This is a genomic window from Lentzea sp. NPDC006480 (assembly GCF_040611995.1).
Taxonomy (GTDB): domain Bacteria; phylum Actinomycetota; class Actinomycetes; order Mycobacteriales; family Pseudonocardiaceae; genus Lentzea.
The window spans coordinates 1-24189 of record NZ_JBEXPJ010000138.1 but is presented as its reverse complement, the minus strand read 5'-3'; the positions used below and the strand labels follow the sequence as shown (position 1 = coordinate 24189).

The 24189-nt window shown below is 68.4% G+C and carries 25 protein-coding genes; 14 read left to right on the top strand and 11 right to left on the bottom strand.

Features of this window, described 5'->3' with window-relative positions; genetic code table 11:
* A partial coding sequence (locus ABZX92_RS35615) for a glycoside hydrolase family 48 protein (protein ID WP_355569459.1) occupies positions 1 to 1222 on the bottom strand: 1222 nt, incomplete at its 3' end.
* Positions 1223 to 1580: 358 nt separating this feature from the next.
* Here ABZX92_RS35615 and ABZX92_RS35610 point away from each other — a divergent pair.
* Complete coding sequence (locus tag ABZX92_RS35610; protein ID WP_355569456.1) at positions 1581 to 2345, top strand: pectate lyase; 765 nt, start codon at positions 1581 to 1583, stop codon at positions 2343 to 2345.
* A gap of 38 nt (positions 2346 to 2383) precedes the next feature.
* On the opposite strand, the gene ABZX92_RS35605 is transcribed toward ABZX92_RS35610, so the two are convergent.
* Genes ABZX92_RS35605 through ABZX92_RS35585 form a run of 5 tightly spaced genes read right to left on the bottom strand, consistent with a single transcriptional unit; the run spans position 2384 to position 8651 of the window.
* Positions 2384 to 3529: an enolase C-terminal domain-like protein gene (locus ABZX92_RS35605; RefSeq protein ID WP_355569453.1), complete on the bottom strand. Its 1146-nt coding sequence runs from the start codon at positions 3527 to 3529 to the stop codon at positions 2384 to 2386.
* Positions 3526 to 4794, bottom strand: coding sequence for a sugar ABC transporter substrate-binding protein (locus ABZX92_RS35600; protein WP_355569450.1), 1269 nt, complete (start codon positions 4792 to 4794; stop codon positions 3526 to 3528). The genes ABZX92_RS35605 and ABZX92_RS35600 overlap by 4 nt, the downstream gene beginning before the upstream one ends.
* Positions 4795 to 4801: 7 nt before the next feature.
* Complete coding sequence (locus ABZX92_RS35595; RefSeq protein ID WP_355569447.1) at positions 4802 to 5605, bottom strand: carbohydrate ABC transporter permease; 804 nt, start codon at positions 5603 to 5605, stop codon at positions 4802 to 4804.
* Positions 5602 to 6477 carry a sugar ABC transporter permease gene (locus tag ABZX92_RS35590; RefSeq protein WP_355569445.1) on the bottom strand — a complete coding sequence of 292 codons (876 nt, stop codon included), beginning with the start codon at positions 6475 to 6477 and terminating at the stop codon, positions 5602 to 5604. The genes ABZX92_RS35595 and ABZX92_RS35590 overlap by 4 nt, the downstream gene beginning before the upstream one ends.
* The gene (locus tag ABZX92_RS35585) at positions 6474 to 8651 is read right to left on the bottom strand and encodes a pectinesterase family protein (RefSeq protein ID WP_355569442.1); all 2178 of its coding nucleotides are present in this window, start codon (positions 8649 to 8651) and stop codon (positions 6474 to 6476) included. The genes ABZX92_RS35590 and ABZX92_RS35585 overlap by 4 nt, the downstream gene beginning before the upstream one ends.
* Positions 8652 to 9029: 378 nt before the next feature.
* Here ABZX92_RS35585 and ABZX92_RS35580 point away from each other — a divergent pair, with 378 nt between their 5' ends.
* The 6 genes from ABZX92_RS35580 to ABZX92_RS35555 are packed head-to-tail and all read left to right on the top strand — an operon-like array spanning position 9030 to position 15217.
* Positions 9030 to 9908: a cellulose binding domain-containing protein gene (locus ABZX92_RS35580; RefSeq protein WP_355569439.1), complete on the top strand. Its 879-nt coding sequence runs from the start codon at positions 9030 to 9032 to the stop codon at positions 9906 to 9908.
* A gap of 42 nt (positions 9909 to 9950) precedes the next feature.
* The gene (locus tag ABZX92_RS35575) at positions 9951 to 10952 is read left to right on the top strand and encodes a TerC/Alx family metal homeostasis membrane protein (protein ID WP_355569437.1); all 1002 of its coding nucleotides are present in this window, start codon (positions 9951 to 9953) and stop codon (positions 10950 to 10952) included.
* 42 nt (positions 10953 to 10994) lie between these two features.
* Positions 10995 to 12413 (top strand): hypothetical protein, encoded by a 1419-nt coding sequence (locus ABZX92_RS35570; protein WP_355569434.1) that lies wholly within the window; start codon positions 10995 to 10997, stop codon positions 12411 to 12413.
* Positions 12410 to 13009: a VOC family protein gene (locus ABZX92_RS35565; protein ID WP_355569432.1), complete on the top strand. Its 600-nt coding sequence runs from the start codon at positions 12410 to 12412 to the stop codon at positions 13007 to 13009. Before ABZX92_RS35570 ends, ABZX92_RS35565 begins: the two co-directional genes overlap by 4 nt.
* Before the next feature lie 43 nt (positions 13010 to 13052).
* Positions 13053 to 13634 carry a TetR/AcrR family transcriptional regulator gene (locus ABZX92_RS35560; RefSeq protein ID WP_355569429.1) on the top strand — a complete coding sequence of 194 codons (582 nt, stop codon included), beginning with the start codon at positions 13053 to 13055 and terminating at the stop codon, positions 13632 to 13634.
* The gene (locus ABZX92_RS35555) at positions 13631 to 15217 is read left to right on the top strand and encodes a CocE/NonD family hydrolase (RefSeq protein ID WP_355569426.1); all 1587 of its coding nucleotides are present in this window, start codon (positions 13631 to 13633) and stop codon (positions 15215 to 15217) included. The genes ABZX92_RS35560 and ABZX92_RS35555 overlap by 4 nt, the downstream gene beginning before the upstream one ends.
* A 3-nt stretch (positions 15218 to 15220) precedes the next feature.
* On the opposite strand, the gene ABZX92_RS35550 is transcribed toward ABZX92_RS35555, so the two are convergent.
* Together ABZX92_RS35550 and ABZX92_RS35545 are read right to left on the bottom strand one after the other, a co-directional pair.
* Positions 15221 to 15424 carry a cold-shock protein gene (locus tag ABZX92_RS35550; RefSeq protein ID WP_355569423.1) on the bottom strand — a complete coding sequence of 68 codons (204 nt, stop codon included), beginning with the start codon at positions 15422 to 15424 and terminating at the stop codon, positions 15221 to 15223.
* Positions 15421 to 15627: a hypothetical protein gene (locus tag ABZX92_RS35545; protein ID WP_355569420.1), complete on the bottom strand. Its 207-nt coding sequence runs from the start codon at positions 15625 to 15627 to the stop codon at positions 15421 to 15423. Before ABZX92_RS35545 ends, ABZX92_RS35550 begins: the two co-directional genes overlap by 4 nt.
* A 234-nt stretch (positions 15628 to 15861) precedes the next feature.
* Here ABZX92_RS35545 and ABZX92_RS35540 point away from each other — a divergent pair, with 234 nt between their 5' ends.
* Positions 15862 to 16092: a hypothetical protein gene (locus ABZX92_RS35540; protein WP_355569417.1), complete on the top strand. Its 231-nt coding sequence runs from the start codon at positions 15862 to 15864 to the stop codon at positions 16090 to 16092.
* Positions 16093 to 16096: 4 nt separating this feature from the next.
* Here the strand turns inward: ABZX92_RS35540 and ABZX92_RS35535 are convergent, their stop codons facing one another.
* Both ABZX92_RS35535 and ABZX92_RS35530 read right to left on the bottom strand, forming a co-directional pair.
* Positions 16097 to 17194, bottom strand: a complete 1098-nt coding sequence (locus tag ABZX92_RS35535; protein ID WP_355569414.1) for a serine/threonine-protein kinase — start codon at positions 17192 to 17194, stop codon at positions 16097 to 16099.
* 35 nt (positions 17195 to 17229) lie between these two features.
* On the bottom strand, positions 17230 to 17817 hold the full coding sequence (locus tag ABZX92_RS35530; RefSeq protein ID WP_355569411.1) for an NAD(P)-binding domain-containing protein: 588 nt from the start codon (positions 17815 to 17817) through the stop codon (positions 17230 to 17232).
* Between the two features lie 66 nt (positions 17818 to 17883).
* On the opposite strand from ABZX92_RS35530, the gene ABZX92_RS35525 reads away from it, so the two are divergent.
* Positions 17884 to 18255 (top strand): helix-turn-helix domain-containing protein, encoded by a 372-nt coding sequence (locus ABZX92_RS35525; protein ID WP_355569408.1) that lies wholly within the window; start codon positions 17884 to 17886, stop codon positions 18253 to 18255.
* Between the two features lie 82 nt (positions 18256 to 18337).
* Positions 18338 to 18748 carry a hypothetical protein gene (locus tag ABZX92_RS35520; protein WP_355569405.1) on the top strand — a complete coding sequence of 137 codons (411 nt, stop codon included), beginning with the start codon at positions 18338 to 18340 and terminating at the stop codon, positions 18746 to 18748.
* Between the two features lies 1 nt (position 18749).
* On the opposite strand, the gene ABZX92_RS35515 is transcribed toward ABZX92_RS35520, so the two are convergent.
* Entirely contained in the window at positions 18750 to 19757 is a 1008-nt protein-coding gene (locus tag ABZX92_RS35515) for a LacI family DNA-binding transcriptional regulator (RefSeq protein WP_355569402.1), read from the bottom strand.
* Positions 19758 to 19880: 123 nt separating this feature from the next.
* Here ABZX92_RS35515 and ABZX92_RS35510 point away from each other — a divergent pair, with 123 nt between their 5' ends.
* From ABZX92_RS35510 to ABZX92_RS35495, 4 genes are all read left to right on the top strand, one after another.
* Entirely contained in the window at positions 19881 to 21383 is a 1503-nt protein-coding gene (locus ABZX92_RS35510; RefSeq protein ID WP_355569399.1) for a sugar ABC transporter ATP-binding protein, read from the top strand.
* Positions 21380 to 22426, top strand: coding sequence for an ABC transporter permease (locus tag ABZX92_RS35505; RefSeq protein ID WP_355569397.1), 1047 nt, complete (start codon positions 21380 to 21382; stop codon positions 22424 to 22426). The genes ABZX92_RS35510 and ABZX92_RS35505 overlap by 4 nt, the downstream gene beginning before the upstream one ends.
* A complete protein-coding gene (locus tag ABZX92_RS35500) occupies positions 22419 to 23378 on the top strand; it encodes an ABC transporter permease (RefSeq protein WP_355569394.1) in 960 nt (319 codons plus the stop codon). The genes ABZX92_RS35505 and ABZX92_RS35500 overlap by 8 nt, the downstream gene beginning before the upstream one ends.
* On the top strand, positions 23375 to 24189 hold an 815-nt coding region (locus ABZX92_RS35495; RefSeq protein WP_355569391.1), incomplete at its 3' end, for a substrate-binding domain-containing protein. The genes ABZX92_RS35500 and ABZX92_RS35495, both read left to right, overlap by 4 nt.

The following is a 24189-nucleotide window of genomic DNA, read 5'->3' as shown; positions in this document are numbered from 1 at the left end:
ACTTCTCCATCGACGCCCACGCGGACTTGAACGGCGCCCAGTCACCGGTCGCCCGGCCATAGCTCGCTTCCAGCCACAGGTAGTAGCTGAACGCCTCCGACGTCGTCTGGTGACCGTGATCCGGTGCCTCGACCATCAGCGTCTCGACCGAGTGATACGGCACCAGCAGGTCACCGAACTTGCGGAAGTAGCCGCTCGCGGGGTCCTTGATCTTGTTGTACTGGTCCAGGAACGCCTTGCTGAAGTCCGAAGTGGACGACGAGATCTCCTTCACCGCGACCGAGGCAGGCGCATAACCCGTCGCGGTGGCGGTGAACGTCGCGGAAGCCAGATCCCCGCCGTTGTTCGCGGACGTGACCGTGACGGTCTGCTTGGCCGCGCTGGAGAACGTCAGCGTGGAGGGAGTCACCGTGAGATCGGTGCTGCCGCTGCGACCGATCGTCACGGTGACGGGCTGAGCCGGCGCGGTCGCCAGGGACACGTCGAACGTGCCCGTCTGGCCCTGCCGGACGTTGAGCGTGCTCGGCGACGCCAGGATCGAAGGCCCGGCCAGCACCTTGACCATCGCAGGCGCCGAAGTCGTTGCGGCACCGCGGTTGTCGGTCGCCCTCGCGGTGATCCGGTGATCACCCGCAGGCGCCGTGGTCCAGCTGCCTGAGAACGGCGCGGAGGTGTCCGTCGCGATCAGCGCGTCGTCCGCGTAGAACTCGACCTTGGCGATCGTGCCGTCGGAGTCCTGCGCGGTCGCCGCCAACGGGATCGTGGCGGGCAGGGTGTAGGAGCCGCCCGTGGCAGGCGCGGTGAGCGCCACGGACGGCGGCTGGTTGGGGCCGGTGCACGCCACGCCGTTGACCGCGAAGTCGGTCGGAGGCCGGTTCGCCGAACCCTTGCTGCCGTTGAAACCGACCTGCGCCGAGCCACCGGTGGGGATCGTGCGCGCCCAGTCCGGATTGGTCACGCTCACCACGGCGCCGGTCTGGCTGAACGTGCCGTTCCAGCCCTGCGTCACCCGTTGCCCGTCCGGGAACGTCCACGTCAGGTTCCAGCCGTTCAGCGCGTCGCCGTCGTTGCGGATCGTCGCGGTCGCGCCGAAGCCGGTGTCCCACTCGTTGGTGATCTGGTAGGTCACGGTGCACGCGACCGCCGCCGGAGCTGCCACCGCCGGCACTCCACCGGCCGCCATCACCACCGCGGCCGTCAATGCCACTGCTCGCCGAGTCATGCCGCCGCCCTCTCGAACTGGGAGCGCTCCCAGATTTCACGGCACTGTAACCTGGGTCACGTAAGCCAACCGGCGGCACGGAAAGTAGTCGCTCAGCCACTCAGAGCTGCCCGTTGAGCCTCATGGCGCAACGAGAGCTAGTCCGCTCGTTCCCCTTACCACCCTCTTGCTGCTCTCTTCGAGTGGAATCTCCGGGAACGCTCCCAGGCCATCGCCAGCACCTTTTCGACGACGGTTCGAACGGGCTCGACAATTCGACGGAATTCGATTCGAACTGTCGACGGCAATTGACAGGAAACACATCCAGCGCACTACCATCGGCAATTACCGCCGCGCATCCGGAGCACACGGAGCGCACATGAAGAAACTCGCAGCAATGATGTTCGCCGCTGCGCTGACCACAATGCTCGCACCTCAGGCGCAGGCCGCGGGCAGCACGTTCCCGACACCTACCGGTGCAAAGCCGGTCAGCGCGACCATCAAGGTGCCGTCGGGCACCTACGACGGTGGCATGAAGCGGTTCTACGGCACCGGCAGCCTCGGGAGCGGTGGCCAGAACGAGGACCAGGACCCGATCTTCCAGCTCGCCGACGGCGCGTCGCTGAAGAACGTGGTGCTGGGCGCGCCAGCCGCGGACGGCGTCCACTGCCTCGGCACGTGCACGCTGACCAACGTGTGGTGGGAGGACGTCGGCGAGGACGCGGCCACGTTCAAGGGCAAGTCGTCCTCGCAGACCATGACCATCAACGGTGGTGGCGCGCGCAAGGCCGCCGACAAGGTGTTCCAGCACAACGGACCGGGCACGATGATCATCCGCAACTTCCAGGTGGACGACTTCGGCAAGCTCTACCGGTCCTGCGGCAACTGCAAGACGCAGTACAAGCGCAACGTCGTCCTGGAGAACATCACCGCGTTCTCGCCCGGCAAGGCCCTGGTGGGCATCAACACCAACTACGGCGACACCGCGCGGTTCTCGAAGATCACGATCGTCGGCGACAGCAGCCGCAAGATCTCGGTCTGCGACAAGTACAAGGGTGTCACGAGCGGTGAGCCGACCAAGATCGGCAGCGGCCCGGACAGCACGAACTGCCTCTACAAAACGTCCGACGTGACCTACCGCTAGCGAAATGGGGCCCCTGATCCCCAGGGGCCCCATTTCAGTCACCACATTTCGACGGTGTGCGAACCGATGTGCTCGAAATTCCATTCGTCACCAATTCCCGGCGACGACGACAGCACCACCTCACCGTTCTCGCCGAGTGCGTCGGCGATCGAGTTCCGATGCGGCGGTACCCGGTCGAAGTCGACGTGCGGATGCAGCAGGCCGCGTTCGTACCACCGGCCGGCGTCGGTGGCCCCGAGGACGGTCAGGCTGGCGGTGCCGTTGCCGTGGATCTCGCACTCCAGGTTGAACGACTCCGCGAGGTGCACGGTCTTGAGCACCGGCGTGATGCCGCCACTGCCCACCGGCCCGGCCCGCAGGACGTCGCAAGCTCCGGCGGTGATCCACTCGGCCCGCGTGAGGTGCTTGCCCCAGGCCACCTCCGGCCCGATCACCGGGATCGCCAGCTGCTCGGCGAGCCACCGGTACGAGCTGATCGAGGCCTCCTCCATCGGTTCCTCGAACCAGTAGAAGTCCAGCTCCTCCAACGCTCTGCCCAGTCGAAGCGCATCGATGCGGGAGTACCAGTGGCTCGCGTCCAGCATGAGCTCGACGTCCGGCCCGACCGCCTCCCGCACGGCCTGGCACGCCGCGATGTCCCGCGACACGCTCGGCGCGCCCGGCACAGGCGGCATCCAGGTGTGCAGCTTGATCGCCCGATAGCCCACTGACACCAGGTGCTTGGCGAAGTCCGCGTAGTCGCCCGGCGTAGCGAGGCCGTCGGTGTCACCGCACATCGTGCTGGCATAGGCCGGAATCCGGTCGCGAGCCCCACCGCCGAGCTTCCACGCCGGCAGCCCGGCCTTGCGTGCGACGAGATCCCACAACGCCGTGTCGACGAACGCGAGCGCGCGGTCGGTGAACCCGCCGCCCGAGCCTCGCTGCCTGCGAGCCATCAGTCGCCAGAGTCGTTCGCGGTCCCACGGGTCCTGCCCGTGCAGCACCGGTCGGACGTGCTTGTCGAGCACCGCGGGCCGGAGGTGGTCAGGCTGGATCTGGCAGTACCCGGTGACGCCGTCGCTGTCGGTGATCTCCAGCAGGGCCTCGGTGATCTCGTGCTCGGGCGCGGGATGCCGGTGTCCCTCGGGGTCCACGGCCGTGCACGCGGTCGTGGTGAACGTGCGCACGGCCACCCGTTCGATCACTTCCGCTTCTCCCACTCCTGCTGGGCGGTGGTGAGCTTGCCCGCCAGCTCGTCGAGGAACGCCTGCGCGGACATCTGGCCCAGCAACACCTTCTGGTAGAGCGGCTCGGTGTCGGTCTTGGTGATCGACGAGTACTCCGGCAGGTAGACGGGCGCGGGCACGAGCACGGTCGCGGGGTCCTCCAGCACGCCGAGCGCCATCTTCACGGCCGGGTTCTTCTGGATCCACTCGGCACCGCGCACGTCGGTGTTGGCGGGGATCTGGCCGACCTTCTCGTTCCAGTACCCGTTGCTCTCGGCCGAGGTCAGGAACTCGACGAACTTCCAGGCCGCGTCCGGGTTCTTGCTGCCCTTGAACACCGCGAAGCCGTCGGTCGGGTTCGGCACGACGGTCCGCTTGCCCGACGGGCCCTTGGGCAGCGGCATGGCGCTGACCTTCCCGGCGCCGAGAGCCTTCATGACGTCGCCGGTCGAGCCCAGGTTGTGGTGCATCATCGCCACCGTGCCGCCGGTGAACTGCGCGACCATCTGCGTGTAGTTGTTGTTGACGTCCGCTTCGGGCGTGGACTTCTTGTAGATCGCCGCGATCTTGCCGACGAGCTCGGCGTTGCGCGGGTCCGCGACCGTGCTCCTGCCACCGCTGTAGAACTTGTCGACGCCCGAGTAGGAGTACGCCTCGGCGAGCAGCTGGAAGATCGAGCCCGCACCGCCCCGGATGGTGAAGCCGTACTTGTTGTCAGCGGGTCTGGTCAGCTTCGCGGCGGCGTCGACGAGCTGGTCCCACGTGTCCGGAACGGTGATCTTCTGCTCGGCGAACAGGTCCGAGCGGTACCAGATGACGTCGAGGTTGCCCGACGCGGGCGCGGCGTACAGCTTGCGGTCCAGCGCCGTCTGCCGCACCGTCTCCAGCAAGCCGGGCAACAGCTTTCCCTTCAACGGGCCGGACTCGACCCGGTCGTCCAGCGGCTCCAGCGCGTCCTGCCCGACGAGGTGCGCGAGGTAGGAGGTCGTGACGCCGCCGACGTCCGGCGTCGACCCGCCCGCGATGGCCGTGTCGTACTTCTGCTGCACGGACGAGCTCGGCACGCCGACGTACTCGATCTTGATGTTCGGGTTCGCCGCCTCGAACCGCTTGATCAGCTCCTGGTAGATGGGTGTGCGGCCGGGGCCGCCGTTGTTGTCCCAGAACATGATCGTCGCAGGACCGTCCGATGTGGCCGAACACGCGCTCAGCACCAGCGCCAGCGCGACGAGCAGTCTTCTCATCTCTCCCTCATCCCTTGACGGCGCCGGCGCTCAGTCCCTGCACCAGGAACCGCTGCACCACGGCGAAAACCAGCACGACCGGCACCGCGGCGACGACTCCGCCCGCCGCGAGCGCCCCGAAGTCGGTGTTGAACTCCCCCAGCGCGTAGCTCAGGCCGACCGGGAGGGTGAACTTGTCCTGCCTGCTCGCGAACATCAGCGCGAACAGGAAGTTGTTCCAGGCGCCGATGAACGCGAACGACCCCACGGCCACCAGCGCCGGACGCAGCTGCGGCAACGTCACCGCGAAGAAAGCCCGCAACCGCGTGCAGCCGTCGACCATCGCGGCCTCTTCGAGCTCCACCGGCACGTTGCGCACGAACCCGCTCATCAGGATCAGCGCCAACGGCAGCTGGAACGCCGTGTCCGCGATGACCAGACCGGTGAGGCTGTTCAGCAGACCGGCGTTCTTGAAGATCACGAACAGCGGGATCAGCATCATCGCGCCGGGGATGAACTGCGTGCACAGCAACGCCAGCAGGAACACCCGCTGGCCGCGGAACCTGAAGCGCGCCAACGCGTAGCCGCCCATCAGCGCGAACACGGTGACGACGACGAGCGTGCCGATCCCGATGATCAGGCTGTTTTGGAAGAACAACCCGAAACCGATGCCGTTCCACACCGTGTCGAAGTGCTCGAACGTGATCGGCCACGGCACCAGCGCGGTGTGGCCGGTGGGGCGCAGGGCGAAGACGAGCATCCAGTAGAACGGGATCAGCGTGAACAGCAGGTAGAGAGCCAGCGGCAGGTGCAGGCGGAGGTATCGGGTCATGCCCGGCCCCCGAACTTGGACAGCCTCAGGTAGAGGACCGAGAAGAAGAGCAGGATCGCGAAACCGGCCATCGTGAGCGCCGAGCCGTAGCCGAAGTCGTGCGAGTCCACGGCTTTGCGCGCCACGTACAGCGGCAGCGTCGTGGTCTGGTTCGCCGGGCCGCCGCCGGTGAGCGTGTAGATCAGGTCGACGTTGTTGAACTCCCACACCGCCCGCAGCAACGTGGACAGCACGATCGCGTCGCGCAGGTGCGGCAGGGTGACGCTGATGAACCGGCGCCAGCGTCCGGCGCCGTCGACCGCGGCGGCCTCGTACAGGTCGTTGGGAATGGTCTGCAGGTCGGCCAGCAGCAAGATCGCGAAGAAGGGCACGCCGCGCCACAGCTCGGTGACCACCGCGGCCGGGAAGACGGTGGCCGGGTTGCCGAGCACCGACGTGCCGGGGTCGCCGATGCCCCACTGCGCGAGCTGCTGGAAGACGCCGGTGGACGGGTTGTAGAGCAGGATCCAGATGCCGGTGGTGAGCACACCGGACACCGCCCACGGCGAGAACACCAGCGCTCGTGCGACCGCGCGGCCGACGAACGTCTCGTTGACGATCAGCGCGAGGATCAGGCCCAGCACCAGCTGCAGACCGACTTCGACGACGACCCACTTGGCGCTGAACATCAAGCTCTGCCAGAACAACGGGTCGTCGAAGAGCATCCGGCGGAAGTTCCCCAACCCGATGAAGCCGTTCTTCCAGGGCTGGGTGACGGTGTGCTGACGGAGGCTGAACCACCCGACTGACGCGATCGGGTAGACCAGGAACGCCGCCATCAGCAACAACGTCGGGGCGATGAGCGCGTAGGGCGCCCACGTGCGAGACCTCACGCGGGGTTCCACCCGCCCAGGTAGGCGCTCTTGGTGTGCCGCTTCGCCTGGTCGTCGGTCAGCTGCGGACGGTCCGGTCCCCTGCCGGCGCCGGGTCCGGTGTTCTGGTACTCGGCGAACCTCGCGTCACGCCAGGGGAAGCCGGACATGTCGGTCCACGGCGCGGCCTTGATCGCGGCGGGCAGCGCGGTGTTGCGGATGACCACCTGCGCGATCGCGTCCGGATCGCCGCCGGGATGCCACGGCCTGCCGAGGAAGTACGTGCCGGCGGGTGCGTCGCTGCGGATCTTCGAGTCGACGATCAGGAAGCCGTGCGGGTTGGCTTTTTGCGTGCTGGCGGCGGTCACGTATCCGTTCGGGTCGCTGCCGCGGGTGAGCGCGGTGATCGTGGCTCGTTCGAAGACAGCGGTGGCTCGGCCGAAGACGAAGTCGACGTCGCCGGTGATCGCGCAGTCCCGGTAGTACTGGCGCGAGCGCGTGGTCACGTTCGGGCTGTCGGCGTACAGGGTGTCCTGATGGCCCTCGAAGTGCACGCGGTCGAAGAACATCCGGTCGCCGGTGGTCTTCACCGCCACGGCCTGGGTGTTCGTGATCTCCGGGTGCTTCGTGCGGTCGAAGGAGTTGCGGAACGTCAGGTCGCGCGCCTTGAAGTCGTCCGCGGCGATGGTCGCGGTGGCGCTGCCGGACGTGCCGTAAGTGGTGCCGTCGGGCTTCTTCGTGCCGTTGGCGTTGTCGAAGTCGATCACAACGTCCTGGGCGCGTCCGGTGGCGCCGCGCAGGGTCAGGCCCTTCTTGCTCGCGGGGATCTTGACGACCTCGCGGTACACGCCCTTCGGCAGGGTGATCACGGCGCCGGCCGGTGCGGCGTCGATGGCGGACTGCACCGTCGCGAACCCGTCGCCGACCTTCAGGTGGTGCTCGGCCGGAGGTGCGCCCGCTTTCAGGTGCGCCACCTTGGACGCAGGCTCCAAGCCTTGGTTCAGGGTCGGTGTCCAGCCCGCGTCCGTGCCGAGTTTCTTGTCGGGAAACGCGAGGTTGAACGCTTCGACGAGGCTTTGCGGCCGGCCGTCGACGAGGTTGCCGGTGTCGGTGATCGCCGTGCCACCCCAGTTGTAGACGACCTTCTCCGGCGCGATGCCGCGGATGTAGTTGTTCTGCGCGTAGATCTGTGAGCGGACCCCGACGCCCCAGCTGTAGGTCTGGGTGCCCTCGTACAGGTTGTCGTAGACGTGCACCTGGCCGAACCGGACTCGCGGCGAGCGTTCGGCGACGTTGCGGAAGATGTTGTGGTGCACCGAGACCCGCAGCTTGCCGGGATCGGTCGTGGAGGAGTTGGACGAGCCGATCAGCATGGTCTTGCCGTGCTCGGTGAAGACGTTGCGCTCGACGGTGACCAGATCGGATCCCGACGTGATGTCGAGCTGCCCGTCGTGCACCTCGTAGGGCCGCCCGAAGTGGAGCGGGTGGGTGCTGTCGAGGTTCGGCTCGTCGGTGAACGTGTTGTGGTCGACCCAGACGTGGTCGGACTTCTGCACCGACACCGAGTCGTAGAGCGAGTTCCAGTTGCCGGGCGCGGCGCCGGGGCTGTTGTCGTTCGGATCCCAGGAGGGGAAGCAGTCGCGCGTGTCGCGGAAGGTCAGGTTGCGCACGATCACGTTGTGCACGCCGTGGATCCGCAGGCTGCCACCAGTGATCCCAGCTCCCGGCGACGCGCCGATGATCGTCGTGTCGGAGCCGACGTCGAACCCGATCACCGCCGCCTGCTTCGACGCCGACGCCGCCCGTGCGTCTTCGAGAGGTCCCTCCGGCTCACGGTCGCGGCCCCAGACAGCGGGGTCGTAGGCGGCGAGATACGCGGGCAACGTGTAGCCGCCGGTCTCGTAGTCCGTGCACGCCAACGGTTTCCCGTCAGGACCGGTGTTCGCCTCGATCACTCCCAAGATCTGGATGATCCGCGGCGCGGGCGCGGCCAGTGCGGCGACGAGCTCGGCGCGAGTGCGCACGGTGCGCACGCGATCGGCGGCCGATCCGCCGGTGGTCCCCGGACCGCTCGAGGCCCACCCGTCCCCGGCGGGCAGCACCTGCCTGGCCGGGTCATGACCGGCGTGCGCGGGAGCGCTCACCAGTCCCGTGCAGGCACAGGCCAGCACAAGCGCACGTACGAACAATCGCATGGCGCAATACCCTTCGAATGGTTGTTCACATTCATGAACGCCGTCCACGAGCGTGAACCGGATATTACGAACGAGCACGCCAGGCGTCAATGAAATGAATGCGTTCGACAATTCGACCGTGAATTCGACGAGAATTCGAGTCGAAACGCTCGAATTGGATTCCAGGCGTGTGACCTGCGCGCCAGATGACGTGCTCATCACGATCTGTCAGCCCGTCGAACGCAGCCGCAACGCCGCTACCAGTGCGTTCGATGCGATTCGACAGCAGAATCGTCGAACGGAACTTATCAGTCTCGTATTGACCCGCAGCGGCCGTCTGGTCTAGCTTTCCCCGCCATTGCCCAGCTCCACTCGTACCATCGCAGTACCGGGGGAAGAATGAGACCCAGCTCGACCGTTCTGGTGATCGCCGCGATATTCCTGGCGTCCGGATGCAGCGGAGAGCCCACTCCGCTCGCGTCCGGGCCGACGTCCAGCCACCAGCTGATCGCACCGCCGACCGTCGTGAACAGCCTGACCGTCCGGGGCGTGGAGGACGGCCGCACCGTTCTGCTGTCGGACGGCACGCGGATTCGCATCGCCGGGCTGGCCACGCCCGAGGAGTGCTGGGCCAAGGCCGCCACCGCGTTCGCCAAGGCGTTCCTGCTCGACAAGCCGGTGAAGGTCGACGCGGGCGACCCGGCCGTCGTCGACGACGTGCCGCTGTGGCTCGACGACGGCACCGAATACGCGTTGCTCGCCGTCAGCCAGGGGATACTGCGCGGCGACTCACCGCACGATCCCGCGTTCGTCGAGGCCGAAGTCGCCGCCACCAGCGCCGGGCTCGGGCTGTGGGGCGATCCCTGCCGGGGTCAGGCCAAGCCGCCGACCAACACCCCGCCGCCGGCCGCCACGGTGCCCTCGCCCGTGCCGGCCCCCACGGCGGCCCCGGTGTTCGGGTGCGCCATCGACTACCGCGTGACCTACCGCTGGAACGTCGGCTACAACGCCGACGTGACGATCACGAACACCGGGAACCGGCCGATCTCCGGCTGGACCCTGCACTGGACGTTCACCCGTGGTCAGATCGTGACGGACATGTGGAACGCGACGAGCAAACAGTCCGGCGCCGAGGTGAGCGCGACCAACGTGTCGTACACCGCCAGCATCCCGGTGGGCGGCAAGCAGACCATCGGGTACACAGGAAGCACACGCGACTACAACAACCCCACCCCGACCGGGTTCTCCCTGAACGACCACTCGTGCCCGGTCCGGTAACGTCCACTTAAGACGGACAGGAACTTCTCGGAGGAGTGCTCTGTGCTGGAGATCAGCGGACTGACGTGGGCGGCCACGATCGGCGTGATCGTGCTCCTGCTGGCGGTCGACCTCGTGCTCGCGGCCTGGCGCCCGCACCGGATCGGCTTCCGCGAGGCCAGTCTGTGGTCGGTGTTCTACATCCTCGTCGCGATCGGGTTCGGCGTGTGGTTCGCCAGCGCCCACGGCGGCGGGTTCGGCGCGGAGTACTTCGCCGGGTACATCGTCGAGAAGAGCCTCTCGGTCGACAACCTGTTCGTGTTCGTGATCATCATGACGACGTTCCTGGTGCCCGAGGAGCACCAGCACAAGGTGCTGACGTTCGGCATCGTGCTGGCGCTGATCATGCGCGGCATCTTCATCGCGGTCGGCGCGACGCTGCTGTCGTTGTTCTCGTTCATGTTCCTGCTGTTCGGCCTGCTGCTGATCTTCACGGCCGTGCAGCTGTTCCGGCACCGCGACGAGGATCCGGACGTCGAGAACAACGTCGTCGTCAAGACCGCGCGCAAGCTGCTGCCGGTCACGGACGACTACGTGGGCGGCAAGATCTTCACGCGCCTCGACGGCCGCCGGATGGCCACTCCCCTGTTCGTCGTGCTGGTGGCGATCGGCGGCGTCGACCTGCTGTTCGCGCTGGACTCGATCCCCGCGGTGTTCGGTGTGACCGAGGAGCCGTACATCGTGTTCACCGCCAACGCGTTCGCGCTGCTGGGGTTGCGCGCGTTGTTCTTCCTCGTCAAGGGGCTGCTGGACCGCCTGGTGTACCTGTCGGCGGGTCTTGCGATCATCCTGGCGTTCATCGGCGTCAAGCTGATCCTGCACTGGGCGCACGTCGACATCTCGGCTTCGGTGCCCGAGGTGCCGACGCCGCTGAGCCTCGGTGTGATCATCGCGATCCTGGTGGTCGTGACGGTCGCCAGCCTGATCAAGACCCGCAACGACCCGTCGGCCAAGGCGCACCCCGGTTCGTTGCGCGGACACCAGGAACCACCGGAAACCGAGTGATCGTTGTGGGAGGCTGCCCACACCCGATCACGGAGGTGCACTGTGGGTGCCGGCACGTACGGAGACGCCGCTTACCGCTTCCTGGTTCCCGATGCGCCGCACCACAAGCGCACCGACTCCGACCTGTTCCCCGCCCTCGACTCCACCCGCGCCGCGACGCTGAACGTGTTCCGCGCCAGGCCGGGCGTGCAGCAACCCAGCCTGATCTCCTCGTGGGCGGGGACGATCGAGAGCCTGCTGTTCTCGTTCCCCTCCTACGGGGTGCGGTCGCCGGAGCTCGTGGCGGGTTACCGCTCGGTGATCGACGCGATGCGCCCCGGGACGCGGTTCGTGGTGGTGCATCACGAGAGCGATCGGCAGACGGTCGAGTCGTGGTTCGCCGGGCATCCCGCGGCGAACGTGACGTACGTGCCGATGCCGGACTACGTGGACTTCACCGACTGGGCCGAGGACGGCTACCTGGCGCTGGTCGACGGTGACGAGAACCAGACCTACCTGCTGGAGCCGTGGTCGTTCCCGCGCTCCGGCGACTCGCTCATCGCGGACACCGTCGAGGAGTACACGGCGGTGCGGGCGAGCCAGGCGCCGCTGGTGTTCCAGGGCGGCAACTGCCTGATCGGCGACGACTTCTGGTTGCTGGGCACCGACTACTTCCTCGACACGCTGGAGCTGATCCGCACGGGCGAGCTGCCGATCAGCGTTCCTGCCGGGCGCACCGAGGCCGAGTTCGTGCGCGAGCTGTTCAGCCGGCACGTCGACAGCGCTCGTGAGCTCCAGCTCGTCGGCACGAAACGGCCGCTGGGCCTCAAGAAGTACTACGCGACCGTCGAAGCCGGGGAGTTCCTGCTCGACCTGCCCGGTGGCGGTACCGGCGACCTGCAGCCGATCTTCCACATCGACATGTTCGTGACGCTGGCCGGTCCCGGCTCCGACGGCCGGTTCCGCGTGCTCGTGGGCAGTCCTGACCTCGCCGACACCGCGCTCGGCACCAAGTCCCCGTTCTCCCTGCAGACCGCTTACGACGAGATCGCCGCCGAGTTCGCGCGGCGCGGGTTCGACGTCGTGCGCAACCCGCTCGTGCACCGGCCTGAGATCACCCAGCAGCTCACGTTCGCCGCGTTGCGGGACTTCGCCTCCACCCCCGACGGCGCCGAACTGCGCGAGGTCGTCGCTTCCTTCGCCGCGGCGGGCGCGGTGGCCGAGTCCACGGTCGACGTCCGGTCGTGGCACCACATCACCTGGAACAACTGCCTGGTGGAGCACAGTTCCGTTGGCCTGACGGTCTACCTGCCGACGTTCGGGTACGGCCCGCAGGCCGACCTGGCGGCGATCGACGACTCGATGGAGCAGCTGTGGACCGGGCTCGGGTTCACGGTGGTGCGGCTCGCCGACTTCAACGCCTTCGCCAGCCGCCTGGGGGTCGTGCACTGCATCAAGAAGTACCTGGGGCGGGGCGCGTGATCGACCACCTCGTCTACGCGGCGCCGGAGCTGGAGGCGGCGGTGCTGGCGGTCGAACAGCGGTTCGGCGTACGGGCTGCCGGTGGTGGCCAGCACCTCGGATTGGGCACGCACAACAGGTTGCTCGCGCTCGGACCGCGGACCTACCTGGAGATCATCGCTCCCGATCCCGGCCAGCCGGACCCGGAGCTGCCACGACCGTTCGGAGTGGACGGTGTGACGGAGCCGCGTCTGGTCGGCTGGGCGATCACGTGCGACGACATCGTGCGGGCGCGGGACGGCGCTGCCGCACGAGGCTTCGATCCCGGGCAGGTGATCGACGGGCAGCGGCGCACGGCCTCGGGCGAGGTGCTGCGGTGGCGGCTCACCAGCAACGCGCTCGTCGGCGGCGTCGTGCCGTTCCTGATCAGCTGGGGCGACACGCCGTCTCCCGCCCTGTCCGCACCTGGTGGCCTTGTGCTGGAGTCGCTGCACGCCGAACACCCCGATCCCGCACTGATCGCCGGTCAGTTCGCAGCCCTCGGGACGGACGTCGAGGTACGGCTCGGTTCCGTGCCTGCTCTCGTCGCGCAGATCTCCGGGCAGACCCTCAGATAAGTAACACTTGGATACTTAGTAACACGTGTGCATGATCTGACGCATGGATCTGCACGTGGTCGAGCCTGCGCGCGATCGCCGGGTGCGCCGGACCCGCGCTGCCGTGCTGCAGGCCGCGTTCGACCTGGTCACCGCACGCGGGACGACGGCGGTCACGCTGTCCGAGATCGCCGAGGCCGCCGACGTCAGCCGCCGGGTCGTCTACCAGCACTTCGGCGACCTCGACACGGTGTTGCTGGAGGCGGGCCTCGACCTCGTCCGACGAGAGTTGCTCCCGCGCATCGACGTCACGCCGCAGGCCGACGAACGTGCGCTGGCGCTCGCCACCGTCCGGCACTTCGCCGACCACCGGGTGTTCTACCGCGCCCTGCTGACCGGTTCCTGCGCGTTCGCCCTGGACCGAGGGCTGATCAGCCTGTTCCTGCCGGTGAACCGGCAGGCCGTCGAGCACCTGTACGGCGGCCGGCTCACCGCACAGGCGGTCGACGACCTCGCGGCTTTCATCACCGGTGGCGTGGGGGCGTTCATCACGACCTGGGTCGCGGGCGCCGACGACCCGCTCGATCCCGAAGCCTTCACCGACCGCCTGCTCGCCGTGACCTCACTCCTCATGGAGCCCCGATGATCAGTCATCTCGTCGAGCGCAGGCTCAAGCTCTCGCCACCGCTCACTCGCAACGTCGTGGTGCAGAAGGACTTGCGTGTGCCGATGCCCGATGGCGTCGAGTTGCTGGCGGACCGGTGGACGCCGCGGTCCGGTGGCGACGGGCTGCCGACCGCGTTGATCCGCTCCCCCTACGGCCGCCGCCTGTTCGGCCAGTTCCTGGCTCGGCCACTGGCGGAGCGCGGTTACCAGGTGGTGATCCAGAGCGTGCGCGGCGGGTTCGGGTCCGGCGGCACGTTCGACCCGATGGCGCAGGAACGCGCGGACGGGCTCGCGACGCTCGACTGGCTGGTACGGCAACCGTGGTCGGACGCGATCGTGCTGTACGGCTTGAGCTACCTGGGACACGTGCAGTGGGCCGTCGCCGATCAGCTGCCGCCGCAGGTGAAGGCGATGATCCCGGTGGTGACGGAGTCCGCCCTGACGCTGGAGTTCCTGCGCTCCGACGGCATGTCGCTGGAGACGCCGTTCGAGTGGGGTGTGCTGGTCGGCACCCAGGAACGTCCGCTGGCGATGTTGCGCAAGCGGTTCGAAGGCAGCCGCATCGCCCGGTCGCTGCACACGCTTCCGTTGCGGGAGGCCGACATCGCCGCGATCGGCGAGCGTTCCGCCTACATCCAGGACATCCTCGTGCACGACGCCGATTCGGAGCGCTGGGCCGGGTTCGACCACAGCGCGCGGGTCGCCGGCGTCACCGTGCCGGTCAGTTCGATCGGTGGCTGGTACGACATCTTCCTGCCCGGCCAGCTGCGCGACTTCCAGGTGCTGCAGGAGAAGGGCCGTCCCGCGCGGCTGACCGTCGGACCGTGGACGCACGCGGAGTTCAACTCCACGCCGATCGACGAGGCCGTCGGGTTCGGGCTCGCGCATGCTCGGGGCGAGGAGCCCGCGGAGCGAGCGCCGGTCCGGCTGTACGTGATGGGCGAGGAGGCCTGGCGTGACTTCCCGTCGTGGCCGCCGCCCGGTTACGAGCCGCGGCGCTTCCACCTCAACGCCGACGGTGTGCTGGGCGCGAAGCCCGACGAGTCCTCAATGGACTCCTATCGCTACGACCCGGCCGATCCCACGCCGGCGGCCGGCGGGGTGCGGATGGTCGACGACAGCGGGCGTGTCGACAACACCGCTCTGGAAGCCAGGCCGGACGTGCTCACCTACACCACGCCCGTTCTCGGCGAGGACGTCGAGGTGGTCGGTGAAGTGAGCGCGGAGATCTGGTTCTCGTCGAGCCTGCCGCACGCCGACGTGTTCGTGCGGCTCTGCGACGTCGACCCCGAGGGGCGCTCGTGGAACGTGTGCGACGGCCTGGTGAGTCTGACCGGTGCCGAGGAAGTGCAGTGCGCCACCGTGCGGTTGTGGCCGACGGCGTACCGGTTCCGCCGCGGGCGCCGCATCCGGGTGCAGGTGTCGAGCGGCGCTTTCCCGCGCTACGCCCGCAATCCCGGCACCGGTGAGTCGCGTGCCACCGCCACCACGTTGCTCGCGGCCGACCAGACTGTCCACATCGGACCCGCCTGGCCGTCCGCGATCACGCTTCCGGTCCGCTGAAGGTCAGAGGACGTGCACGGAGACCGCGTGCGGTCCCTTGGGTCCCTGACCGATCTCGAACTCGACGGCCTGGTTGTCCGGGAGGCCCTGGTGGTCGTAGCCGGAGATCTCGGACTGGTGCACGAACAGGTCCGCGCCACCGCCGTCCGGCGCGATGAAACCGAACCCCTTGGTGCCGTTGAACCACTTCACAGTGCCCTGAGTCATTCGCGTGCTCCTAGCGTCGGCTGGGCGGAGAGACCGAGCATCAGGAGAAGTTCCCTGCAGTCGCTCGCGTCATGGGCGCGTTCTGCCACTCGGCGGGCTGCCGCGTGCTGCTGGACGGCTTCTGCCTGCTCGGCGGCGATGCGCGCGTCGGCGAAGTCGAGCGCCGCACGGCGGATCGGGCGAGAGGTGTCGAGTGAGGTCATCGGGGCATCAGCCGCACGAATGACCGTCGAACTTCATCGGCCTGCGAGGAATCGGATGGAACGAGGTAGAGCTGATGATCCGGCAGCAAGCCGGTGCTCCTGTCTCCGGCCGGATGACCACCGCGCCGAACTGGATCGGGGGACCGCGACGGCGGGCTGCCGACAACTCCGAACCCCGACGGGCCGACTGTACAGCAGAGGCGGCCCCAGCACGGCGCACAGTACTGTCGTCGCATGTCAGATGAGCACGGCGGCCCCGCGGTCGGCCCCACACTGTCCGAATGGCGCAAGGCCCGCGCGGAGACCGAACGGCACCTCGAGTCCGGCTCCGCCTTGCCCATCGACGCCGAATGGGTGCAGCGGCTCGCGGACCTGCTGACCACCGAGCGGTCCTGGCAGGATCAGTACACCGAGCTGCTCGCCCTGGGCAGCAGCGGCGGCCAGTTCCCGTCCTCCAACCGCTGACGGGTCACGGGCCCTTGCCCTTCCCCTTGCCCTTGCCCGCCTTCCCCTTGCCGCTGTTGTCCGCCTGCTGAGCGGGCGGCTGCACAGTGGTCGGCTGCTCCACGACGGGCACCGGGTTCTGCGGCACGGTCTGCTGCACGGTCTGCCGGGTGCTCTGCGGCTGAGTCGTGGCGGGAGCGGGCGGCGCGGACTCCGCCGGGGCGGCGCGGTTCTGCACGACTAGTCCCGTGCCGACAGCGGCCAGCAGCACGGCGGCCGACGCGGCGGTGAGCAGACCGCGCGGGCGTCGTCGAAACGTTTCGACGCGCGTCGGCGGGTCCGCGGCGAGCAGTGCGTCGGCGCATTCCCGAGCGGACGGCCGACGAGCCGGAGACAGAGCGGTCATCAGCGACAGCAGCCGGGCGAGGTCGAACGGCAGGTCGTCCGGGATCACCGGAGGCCGGTGCAACCGGGCGACTGCCGCCTCGATCTCCGCGCCCTCGTACTCGCGGTGCCCGGTCAGGCACTCCAGCAGCACCAGGCCCAGCGCGTAGACGTCGACCGCCGAGGTGAGCTCCCCGCCGCGCACCTGCTCCGGCGCCAGGTAGGCCGCGGTGCCGACGACCTGGTCGGCCCGCGTGAGCCGGGCGCTGTCCGCCAGGCGCGCGAGACCGAAGTCGGCCAGCCGCGGCACGCCGTCGTCGTCCAGCAGGATGTTGGAAGGCTTCACGTCGCGGTGCACGAACCCGTGACCGTGCACATGCGACAGTGCGTCGGCCAGCGCCGCCCCGAGCCGTCGTACGTCGTCGACGTCCATCGGCCCGTACGCGATCCGGTCGCGCAACGTCCGGCCCTCGACCAGTTCCAGCACCATGAACGGGGTCTCACCGGACGCGTCCGCGTCGTACACGGCCACCAGCCCGGGGTGTGACAGCGACGCGAGCGTGCGCATCTCGTTGTCGAACCTGCGCACGTCGACCGCGTCCCGGCAGGACCGGAACAGCTTGATCGCGACATCGCGCGCCAGCACGGTGTCGCGAGCACGGCGCACCTCAGCCACACCGCCCGTGCCCAGCAGCTCACCGAGCCGATATCGGTCGGCGAGGAGTTGTCTGTCCGGCATGGCAACGGATTCCCGCCGGACAGACACCCTAACCGTCAGTCCTCGACGGCGAACGCGGCTTCGAGCGGCGGCAGCACCGCACGGGCGTCCGCGCCCGCGAACCACATCCCCACCACGAACGCCGACATCGCTTCGAGATAGCGAGCGCGGTTCAGGCCGCCCGCGCGGACAGGCTCGGCTTTCAGGTCGTGGACAAGCTCCTCGACCTGTGCGAGCGCCTCCGCGTCGTCACCGCACAACGGAACGGCCAGCCGCCGGCCCTCGAAGACCCGCTCACTCGCCTCCCACACCTCGGCGGCGCACAAGTTGAACGCCTTCACCACCCGCGCACCCGGTGCTTCGTTCGCGATGCGCTCGGCGACGGCGTCCTCGGCCAGCACCATGCTGCCGCTGTCCGGTTCGAACGCGTTCGTGCAGTCGATCACCGTCTTGCCGTCGAAGCTCCCCTGTCCCAGCACCTCTGTCAGCGCTGACACCGGCACCGCCAGCAGCGTGACGTCGCCGAACTCCACGGTCTCGCGGGTCTCGCCGCGCTTGCCGTACCTGATCTCATGGCCCGCCGCGGCCCAGCCGTTGCCCAGTGCCCGTGCCATCTGCCCGGCACCGATGATTCCGATTCGCATGCCGCAGACGCTAGGAAGTTCGAAAGGCACCTGCGGGTGCGCAACGGCGCTGGCAGGCTGGACGTCGTGACGATCGAACAGGTTGACCTGGGCCCGTACGGCGACTTCGAGGCCGACTGCCCGGCCAGGCTCGCGGTCGACCTGTTCAGCAGCTCGTGGCTGATGGTGATCGCCTACACGCTGCGGGACGGCCCGATGCGGCCGGGAGAGCTGAAGACGACCATCGGCCACATCAGCCAAAAGATGCTCACGCAGACGTTGCGCCGCATGGAGACCATGGCTTTGGTGGAACGCCGCCGGTACGCCGAGGCGCCACCGCGCGTGGAGTACTCGCTGACCGATGCCGGGCGCGACCTGCTGGTGCCGATCTTCGCTTTGGGTGCGTGGGCCGACGAACACGGCGACACGGTGCGCAATGCGATGCTCGGCGAAATTTAATGGCCCCTAGCTCGGTTGATCACCCCGTGGTTAATGTCGGATCCGCACCGACAAGCCCTATCTACCCACGAGGTGAACAAAAGTGCGTGCTATTTCTGCGTTCGTGCTGACGGCTACCGCCGTACTGGCCACCGCACTACCGGCCGCTGCCGCTCAGGTCGACGCCGCCGTCGCCATTCAGCAGCAGGGACGGCTGGAGGCGCGTGGAGCCGCGGTGACCGTGCCGACGCGGGTGATGTGCCAGAACGGCGCTACTGGGTCGTTGTGGGTGCAGGTCACCCAGAACGTGCGGGGCGAGCTCGCGATCGGCGAGAAATACACGCCGAGCGTTCCGTGCACCGGTCAATTCCACAAGGTCGACGTGACCGTGGTGTCGCGCACGAAGGCATTCCGCCAGGGCGTCGCATTCACGTCCGCCACTTTGAACGTCTACCTGCCGCCCGACAATTCGAGCACGATCGAAGAAGAACGAGAAATGGTGCTCATGCGGTAATTCACCGCTTCGCGGCACTCGACGCGCGGACCACGAGTTCCGGCTGGAACTTCACGTGCCGGTGCTCGTGGTCCGGCTCGTTCTCGGCCAGCAGCAGGCTCGCGGCGGTACGGCCCAGCTGGTCACGCGGCTGGCGCACCGACGTCAGCGGCACGGCGGCCGCCGCGGCGAACTCGATGTCGTCGTAGCCGACCACAGCCAGGTCGTCCGGCACCTTCAACCCCTGCTGGGTCATCGACTGCAGCAGACCGAGCGCGAGCAGGTCGTTGGCGCAGAACGCGGCCGTGGGACGACGTGACGACGGCAGCCCGATCAGCCGCTCCCCCGCGCCGCGCCCCTCCGCCACCTGCAGTCCCCTGGTTTCCAGCAGCGTGAGCGCATCTTGAGGCAGACCTGCGTTCGTGAGCGCTCGCATCGCGCCCTCGTACCGGTCACGCACCTGTTGGATCGACAGCGGGCCGCCGACCATGGCGATTCGGGTGTGGCCGTTCTCGATCAGATGGGTCACCGCGAGCTCGCCGCCGAGCACGTCGTCGACGGCGACCGAGCAGTGCGTGCCGTCCGTCGACTCGCGGTCCACCAGCACGACCGGGGTGCCGCGTTCGGCGATCTGCGCGCTCTCGCCGTCGACCGGCGTGACGAGGATGCCCTCGACGCGCTGTTCGTGCAGCAGCTCCAGGTACTCGTGCTCACGGCCGGCGTCCGAGGCGCTGTTGCACAGGAACAGCGCGAACCCCGCCTCCCGCGCCGCGTCCTCCGCGCCACGGGCCACGTCGGTGAAGAACGGGTTCGCCGCGTCGAGCACGACGTACGCGATCACCCGGCTACGACCGGCGCGGAGCTGGCGTGCGGACTCGTTGCGCACGAAGCCCAGTTCCTCGATCGCGGCCAGCACCCGCTGCCGGGTCGCCGGAGCGACGACGTCCGGCCGGTTCAGCACGTTCGAGACGGTCGCGTTCGACACGCCGGCATGGTGCGCGACGTCGCGGATGCCCACTGACGGCTTCACCGGCGGCTCCTTTGTTGAAACGTGACAACGAATCGTACCTGGTGTCCCTTGACATGCGGGCGTAACACACCCAGAGTGCACGTAACTCAGTCGTTAAAACGTTTCAACATCGAGGAGACGGACGTGGACCGACCTCCCGTGGTGGCACTGGACGAGGTGAGCAAGTCCTTCGGCGCCGTCCGCGCGTTGTCCGGGGTGTCGCTGCGGCTGCTGCCCGGCGAGGCGCACGCGCTGCTCGGGGAGAACGGGGCCGGCAAGTCGACGCTGATCAAGACCCTGGCCGGGGTGCACCGCCCGGACGCCGGGCAGGTGCTCGTCGACGGGGCGTCGAAACGGTTCGCCAGTCCCGCCGACGCGCTGGCCGCGGGCATCGCGATCATCTACCAGGAACCGACGCTGTTCGGTGACCTGTCGGTGGCCGAGAACGTCTTCATGGGCCGCCAGCCGCTCGGCCTCGGCCGCCGCATCGACGTGGCGCGGATGCACGCCCGCACCTCGGAGTTGTTCTCCCGCCTGGGTGTCCGCCTCGACCCGGCCCGGCCGGCCCGCGGACTGTCCATCGCGGACCAGCAGCTCGTCGAGATCGCCAAGGCGCTGTCGTTCGACGCGCGCGTGATCGTGATGGACGAGCCGACCGCCGCCTTGTCCGCGCACGAGGTCCAGCGGCTTTTCGGGGTAGTGCAGGCGTTGCGCGCGCAGGACGCCGCGGTGCTGTTCGTGTCGCACCGGCTCAACGAGGTCTTCGAACTGTGCCAGCGGGCCACGGTGCTGCGCGACGGCGAGTTCGTCTGGTCCGGGGACCTCGCCGGCGAGACGCCGGACTCCTTGGTGCGCCGCATGGTCGGCCGCGAACTGTCGCAGCTCTTCCCCAAGCAGGACACGACCGCGGGCGAGGTGCTGCTGTCCGTGCGACGGCTGACCCGCGAGGGCGTGTTCACCGACGTGTCGTTCGACGTCCGCGCGGGCGAGATCGTGGCTCTGTCCGGGTTGGTCGGCGCGGGACGCAGTGAGGTCGCGCGGGCGGTGTTCGGCATCGACCGGCCTGATGGCGGCGTTGTGAACGTGCGCGGCCGGAAGCTGAAGTACGGCTCCCCCACCGCCGCGATGGCCGCGGGGATCGGGTTCGTGCCGGAGGACCGGCGCCAGCAGGGACTCGTGATGGCCGCGTCGATCGAACGCAACACCGCGCTCGCGTCGCTGGGCCGGCTGTCGACGTTCGGGTTGCTGCGCAGGAGAAGTGAACGTGCGCTCGCCCAGGACTGGGCGGTCAAGCTGCGGCTGAAGTTCGCGAAGCTGAGCGACCCGGTCGGCGTGCTCTCCGGCGGCAACCAGCAGAAGGTCGTGCTGGCGAAGTGGCTGGCGCGCAAGCCGTCCGTGCTGATCGTGGACGAGCCGACGCGTGGCATCGACGTCGGAACAAAAGCCGAGGTGCACCGCCTGTTGTCGGAGCTGGCCGGGCAGGGTGTGGCCGTGCTGATGATCTCGTCGGAGCTGCCCGAGGTGCTCGGGATGGCCGACCGCGTGCTCGTCATGCACGAGGGCAGGCTCGTCGAGGAGCTGTCCCGAGCCGAAGCCACCGAGGAGCGGGTGGCGATGGCGGCCGCCGGGCAGGTGGTCGCGCGATGACCACCCAGCTCGACCAGCCGGTGTCCGCTCCTGCCCAGCGCACGGCAGCGCGCCGCCTCTCCACCCGTGTCGGCCGCGTCCGCGAGCTCGGCATCGTCGTCGCCCTGGCCTTGGTCGTCATCCCCACAGCGATCGTGAACCCGAGGTTCATCCAGCCCCAGAGCCTGCGCGACCTCCTCCTCAACGCCTCGATCGTCGCTCTCCTCGCGGTCGGCCAAACCCTCGTCGTGGTGACCAGGAACGTCGACCTGTCCGTCGGTTCGGTCCTCGGCCTCTCCGCGTTCCTGACCGCGCAACAGTTCGCCGACCACCCCGGCACGCCACTCCTCGCGGGCATCGGGTTCGGCATCGCGGTCGGACTCGCCTGCGGCCTCCTCAACGGTCTGCTGGTCGCATTGGGCAAGGTCCCCAGCCTCGTCATCACCCTCGGCACGCTCTACGTGTTCCGCGGCATCGACTACGCCCTCGCCCACGGCAGGCAGGTCAACGCCGCCAACCTCCCCGACGCCCTGCTGAACCTGGGCAGCAGCCGCGTTCTCGGCATCCCGGTGCTCGTGCTGGCCACCGTCGTGGTCATCGCGGTCGCTGCCCTCCACCTGCGCTCCTATCGCTCCGGCCGCGAGCTGTACGCCATCGGTTCCAACCCGGAAGCCGCCACTCTCGCCGGCATCCCGGTCGCCAGGCGCACGCTCACCACGTTCGTCCTTTCCGGACTGATCGCGGGCCTGGCCGGCGCACTCTGGGTCGCCCGCTACGGCACGGTCGACGCGGCAGCGGGCACCGGCCTCGAACTCCAGGTCGTCGCGGCCGTGGTCGTCGGCGGCGTCGCGATCTTCGGCGGATCGGGAACGGTCGCGGGCGCGGCTCTAGGCGCGCTCCTCCTGGGCACGATCACGAGTTGCCTGGTGGTGCTGCAGATCCCCGCGTTCTGGCAGCAGGCGATCGCGGGTGCCCTGCTGCTCAGCGCCATCACGGTCGACCGCCTGCTGGCGTTGCGGCTGGCCAAGGCCTTGCGCACCACGGAAGGAACCAGCCATGCGTAACCTCCTGCGGTGGGAGACCGCACTGGTGTTCCTGCTGATCGTGGTGGCGCTGACAGGTCAGGTCAGCACCGGCGGGTCGTTCCTGTCCGGCGGCAACCTCTTCTACCTCGGCCTGGACGTCAGCGAGATCGCGCTGATCGCCCTCCCGCTCACGCTGGTGATCGTCGCGGGCGAGATCGATCTGAGCGTGGCCTCGGTGCTCGGCCTGTCCAGCGCGCTGGTCGGCTGGCTGTGGAACGCGGGCTGGTCCCTCGAAACCATCCTGCCGACCGTGATCGTGGCCGGCGCGCTCTGCGGAGCGTTCAACGGCCTGCTGGTCACCCGGCTCGGCCTGCCCAGCCTCGCGGTCACCATCGGCACGCTCGCCCTCTACCGCGGCCTCGCGCTGGTGGTGCTGGGCGACACGGCCGTCGCGGACTTCCCGGCGAGCTACACCTCGTTCGGCACCACGCCTGTGCCCGGCACGAACATCCCCTTCCCCATCGTGTTAGCGCTAACGCTCGCCATCCTGTTCGGCGTCGCCTTGCACGCCAGCTCGTTCGGCCGGTCCGTCTACGCGATCGGCGCCAACGAGGAGGGCGCGCGGTTCTCCGGCATCCGGGTCAAGCGGATCAAGCTGATCCTCTTCGTGCTCGCCGGGGCGGTCGCCGCGATCGCCGGCATCGTCTACACGTTCCGCTTCTCCAGCGCCCGCGCGGACAACGGCGTCGGGCTGGAGCTGGCCGTCGTCGCCGCGGTGCTGCTCGGCGGCGTGTCCATCTTCGGCGGCAAGGGATCGCTCTTCGGCGTGCTCGCGGGCGTGCTGCTGCTGGGCGGCCTGCGCAACCTCCTGATCCTGCAGGACACCTCGACCGAGGTCCTCACCATCGTCACCGGGCTTCTGCTGCTGGTCAGCGTTCTCGCCCCCTCGATCACCCGACGCATCGGAACCCTGAGGAAGGCCACACCATGAATCCACGTCTAGTGCTCGCCCTGGTGGTGTCCGGGGCCGTCGCGCTCACTGCCTGCGGTGGCACCACGAAGGACAGTTCGAGCCAGCAGACCGGCGGCGCCACCAACGCCGCCAAGGCCGACCCGGACGCGCCCCTCAAAGAAGGTCTGAAGATCACGTTCCTGCCCAAGCAGGTCAACAACCCGTACTTCACGGTGGCGCAGAAGGGTGCCGAGCAGGCGGGCACGGCGATCAAGGCCGAGGTCAAGCCGACCGGCCCGTCCGACGCCGCCGCGAGCTCCCAGGTCACCTACATCAACACCGCCGCGCAGCAGAAGCAGAACGCGCTGGTGATCTCCGCGAACGACGCCAACGCCGTCGCGCCCGCGTTGAAGAGCGCACGTTCACAAGGCTTGAAGGTCGTCACGTTCGACTCCGACGCGGCGCCGGACGCCCGCGACGTCTTCATCAACCAGGCCACCTCGAACGAGATCGCGGCGGGCCAGGTGAAGCTGATCTCCGACGCCGTCGGTGGCAGTGGTGAGATCGCGATCCTCTCGGCGACCCCCAACGCCACCAACCAGAACGCGTGGATCGAGGTCATGAAGACCGAGCTCGCGAAGCCCGAGTTCGCCGGTCTGAAGCTCGTGGAAACCGCGTACGGCAACGACGACGACCAGACGTCGTTCCAGAAGACCCAGGGCTTGCTGCAAGCACACCCGAACCTCAAGGGCATCATCTCGCCGACCACCGTCGGTGTCGCGGCGGCGTGGCGACGGCGTGACCCGCGGCTGTGGAAAGCGCTGGCACTGCACTCGATCTGCTGCGCGAC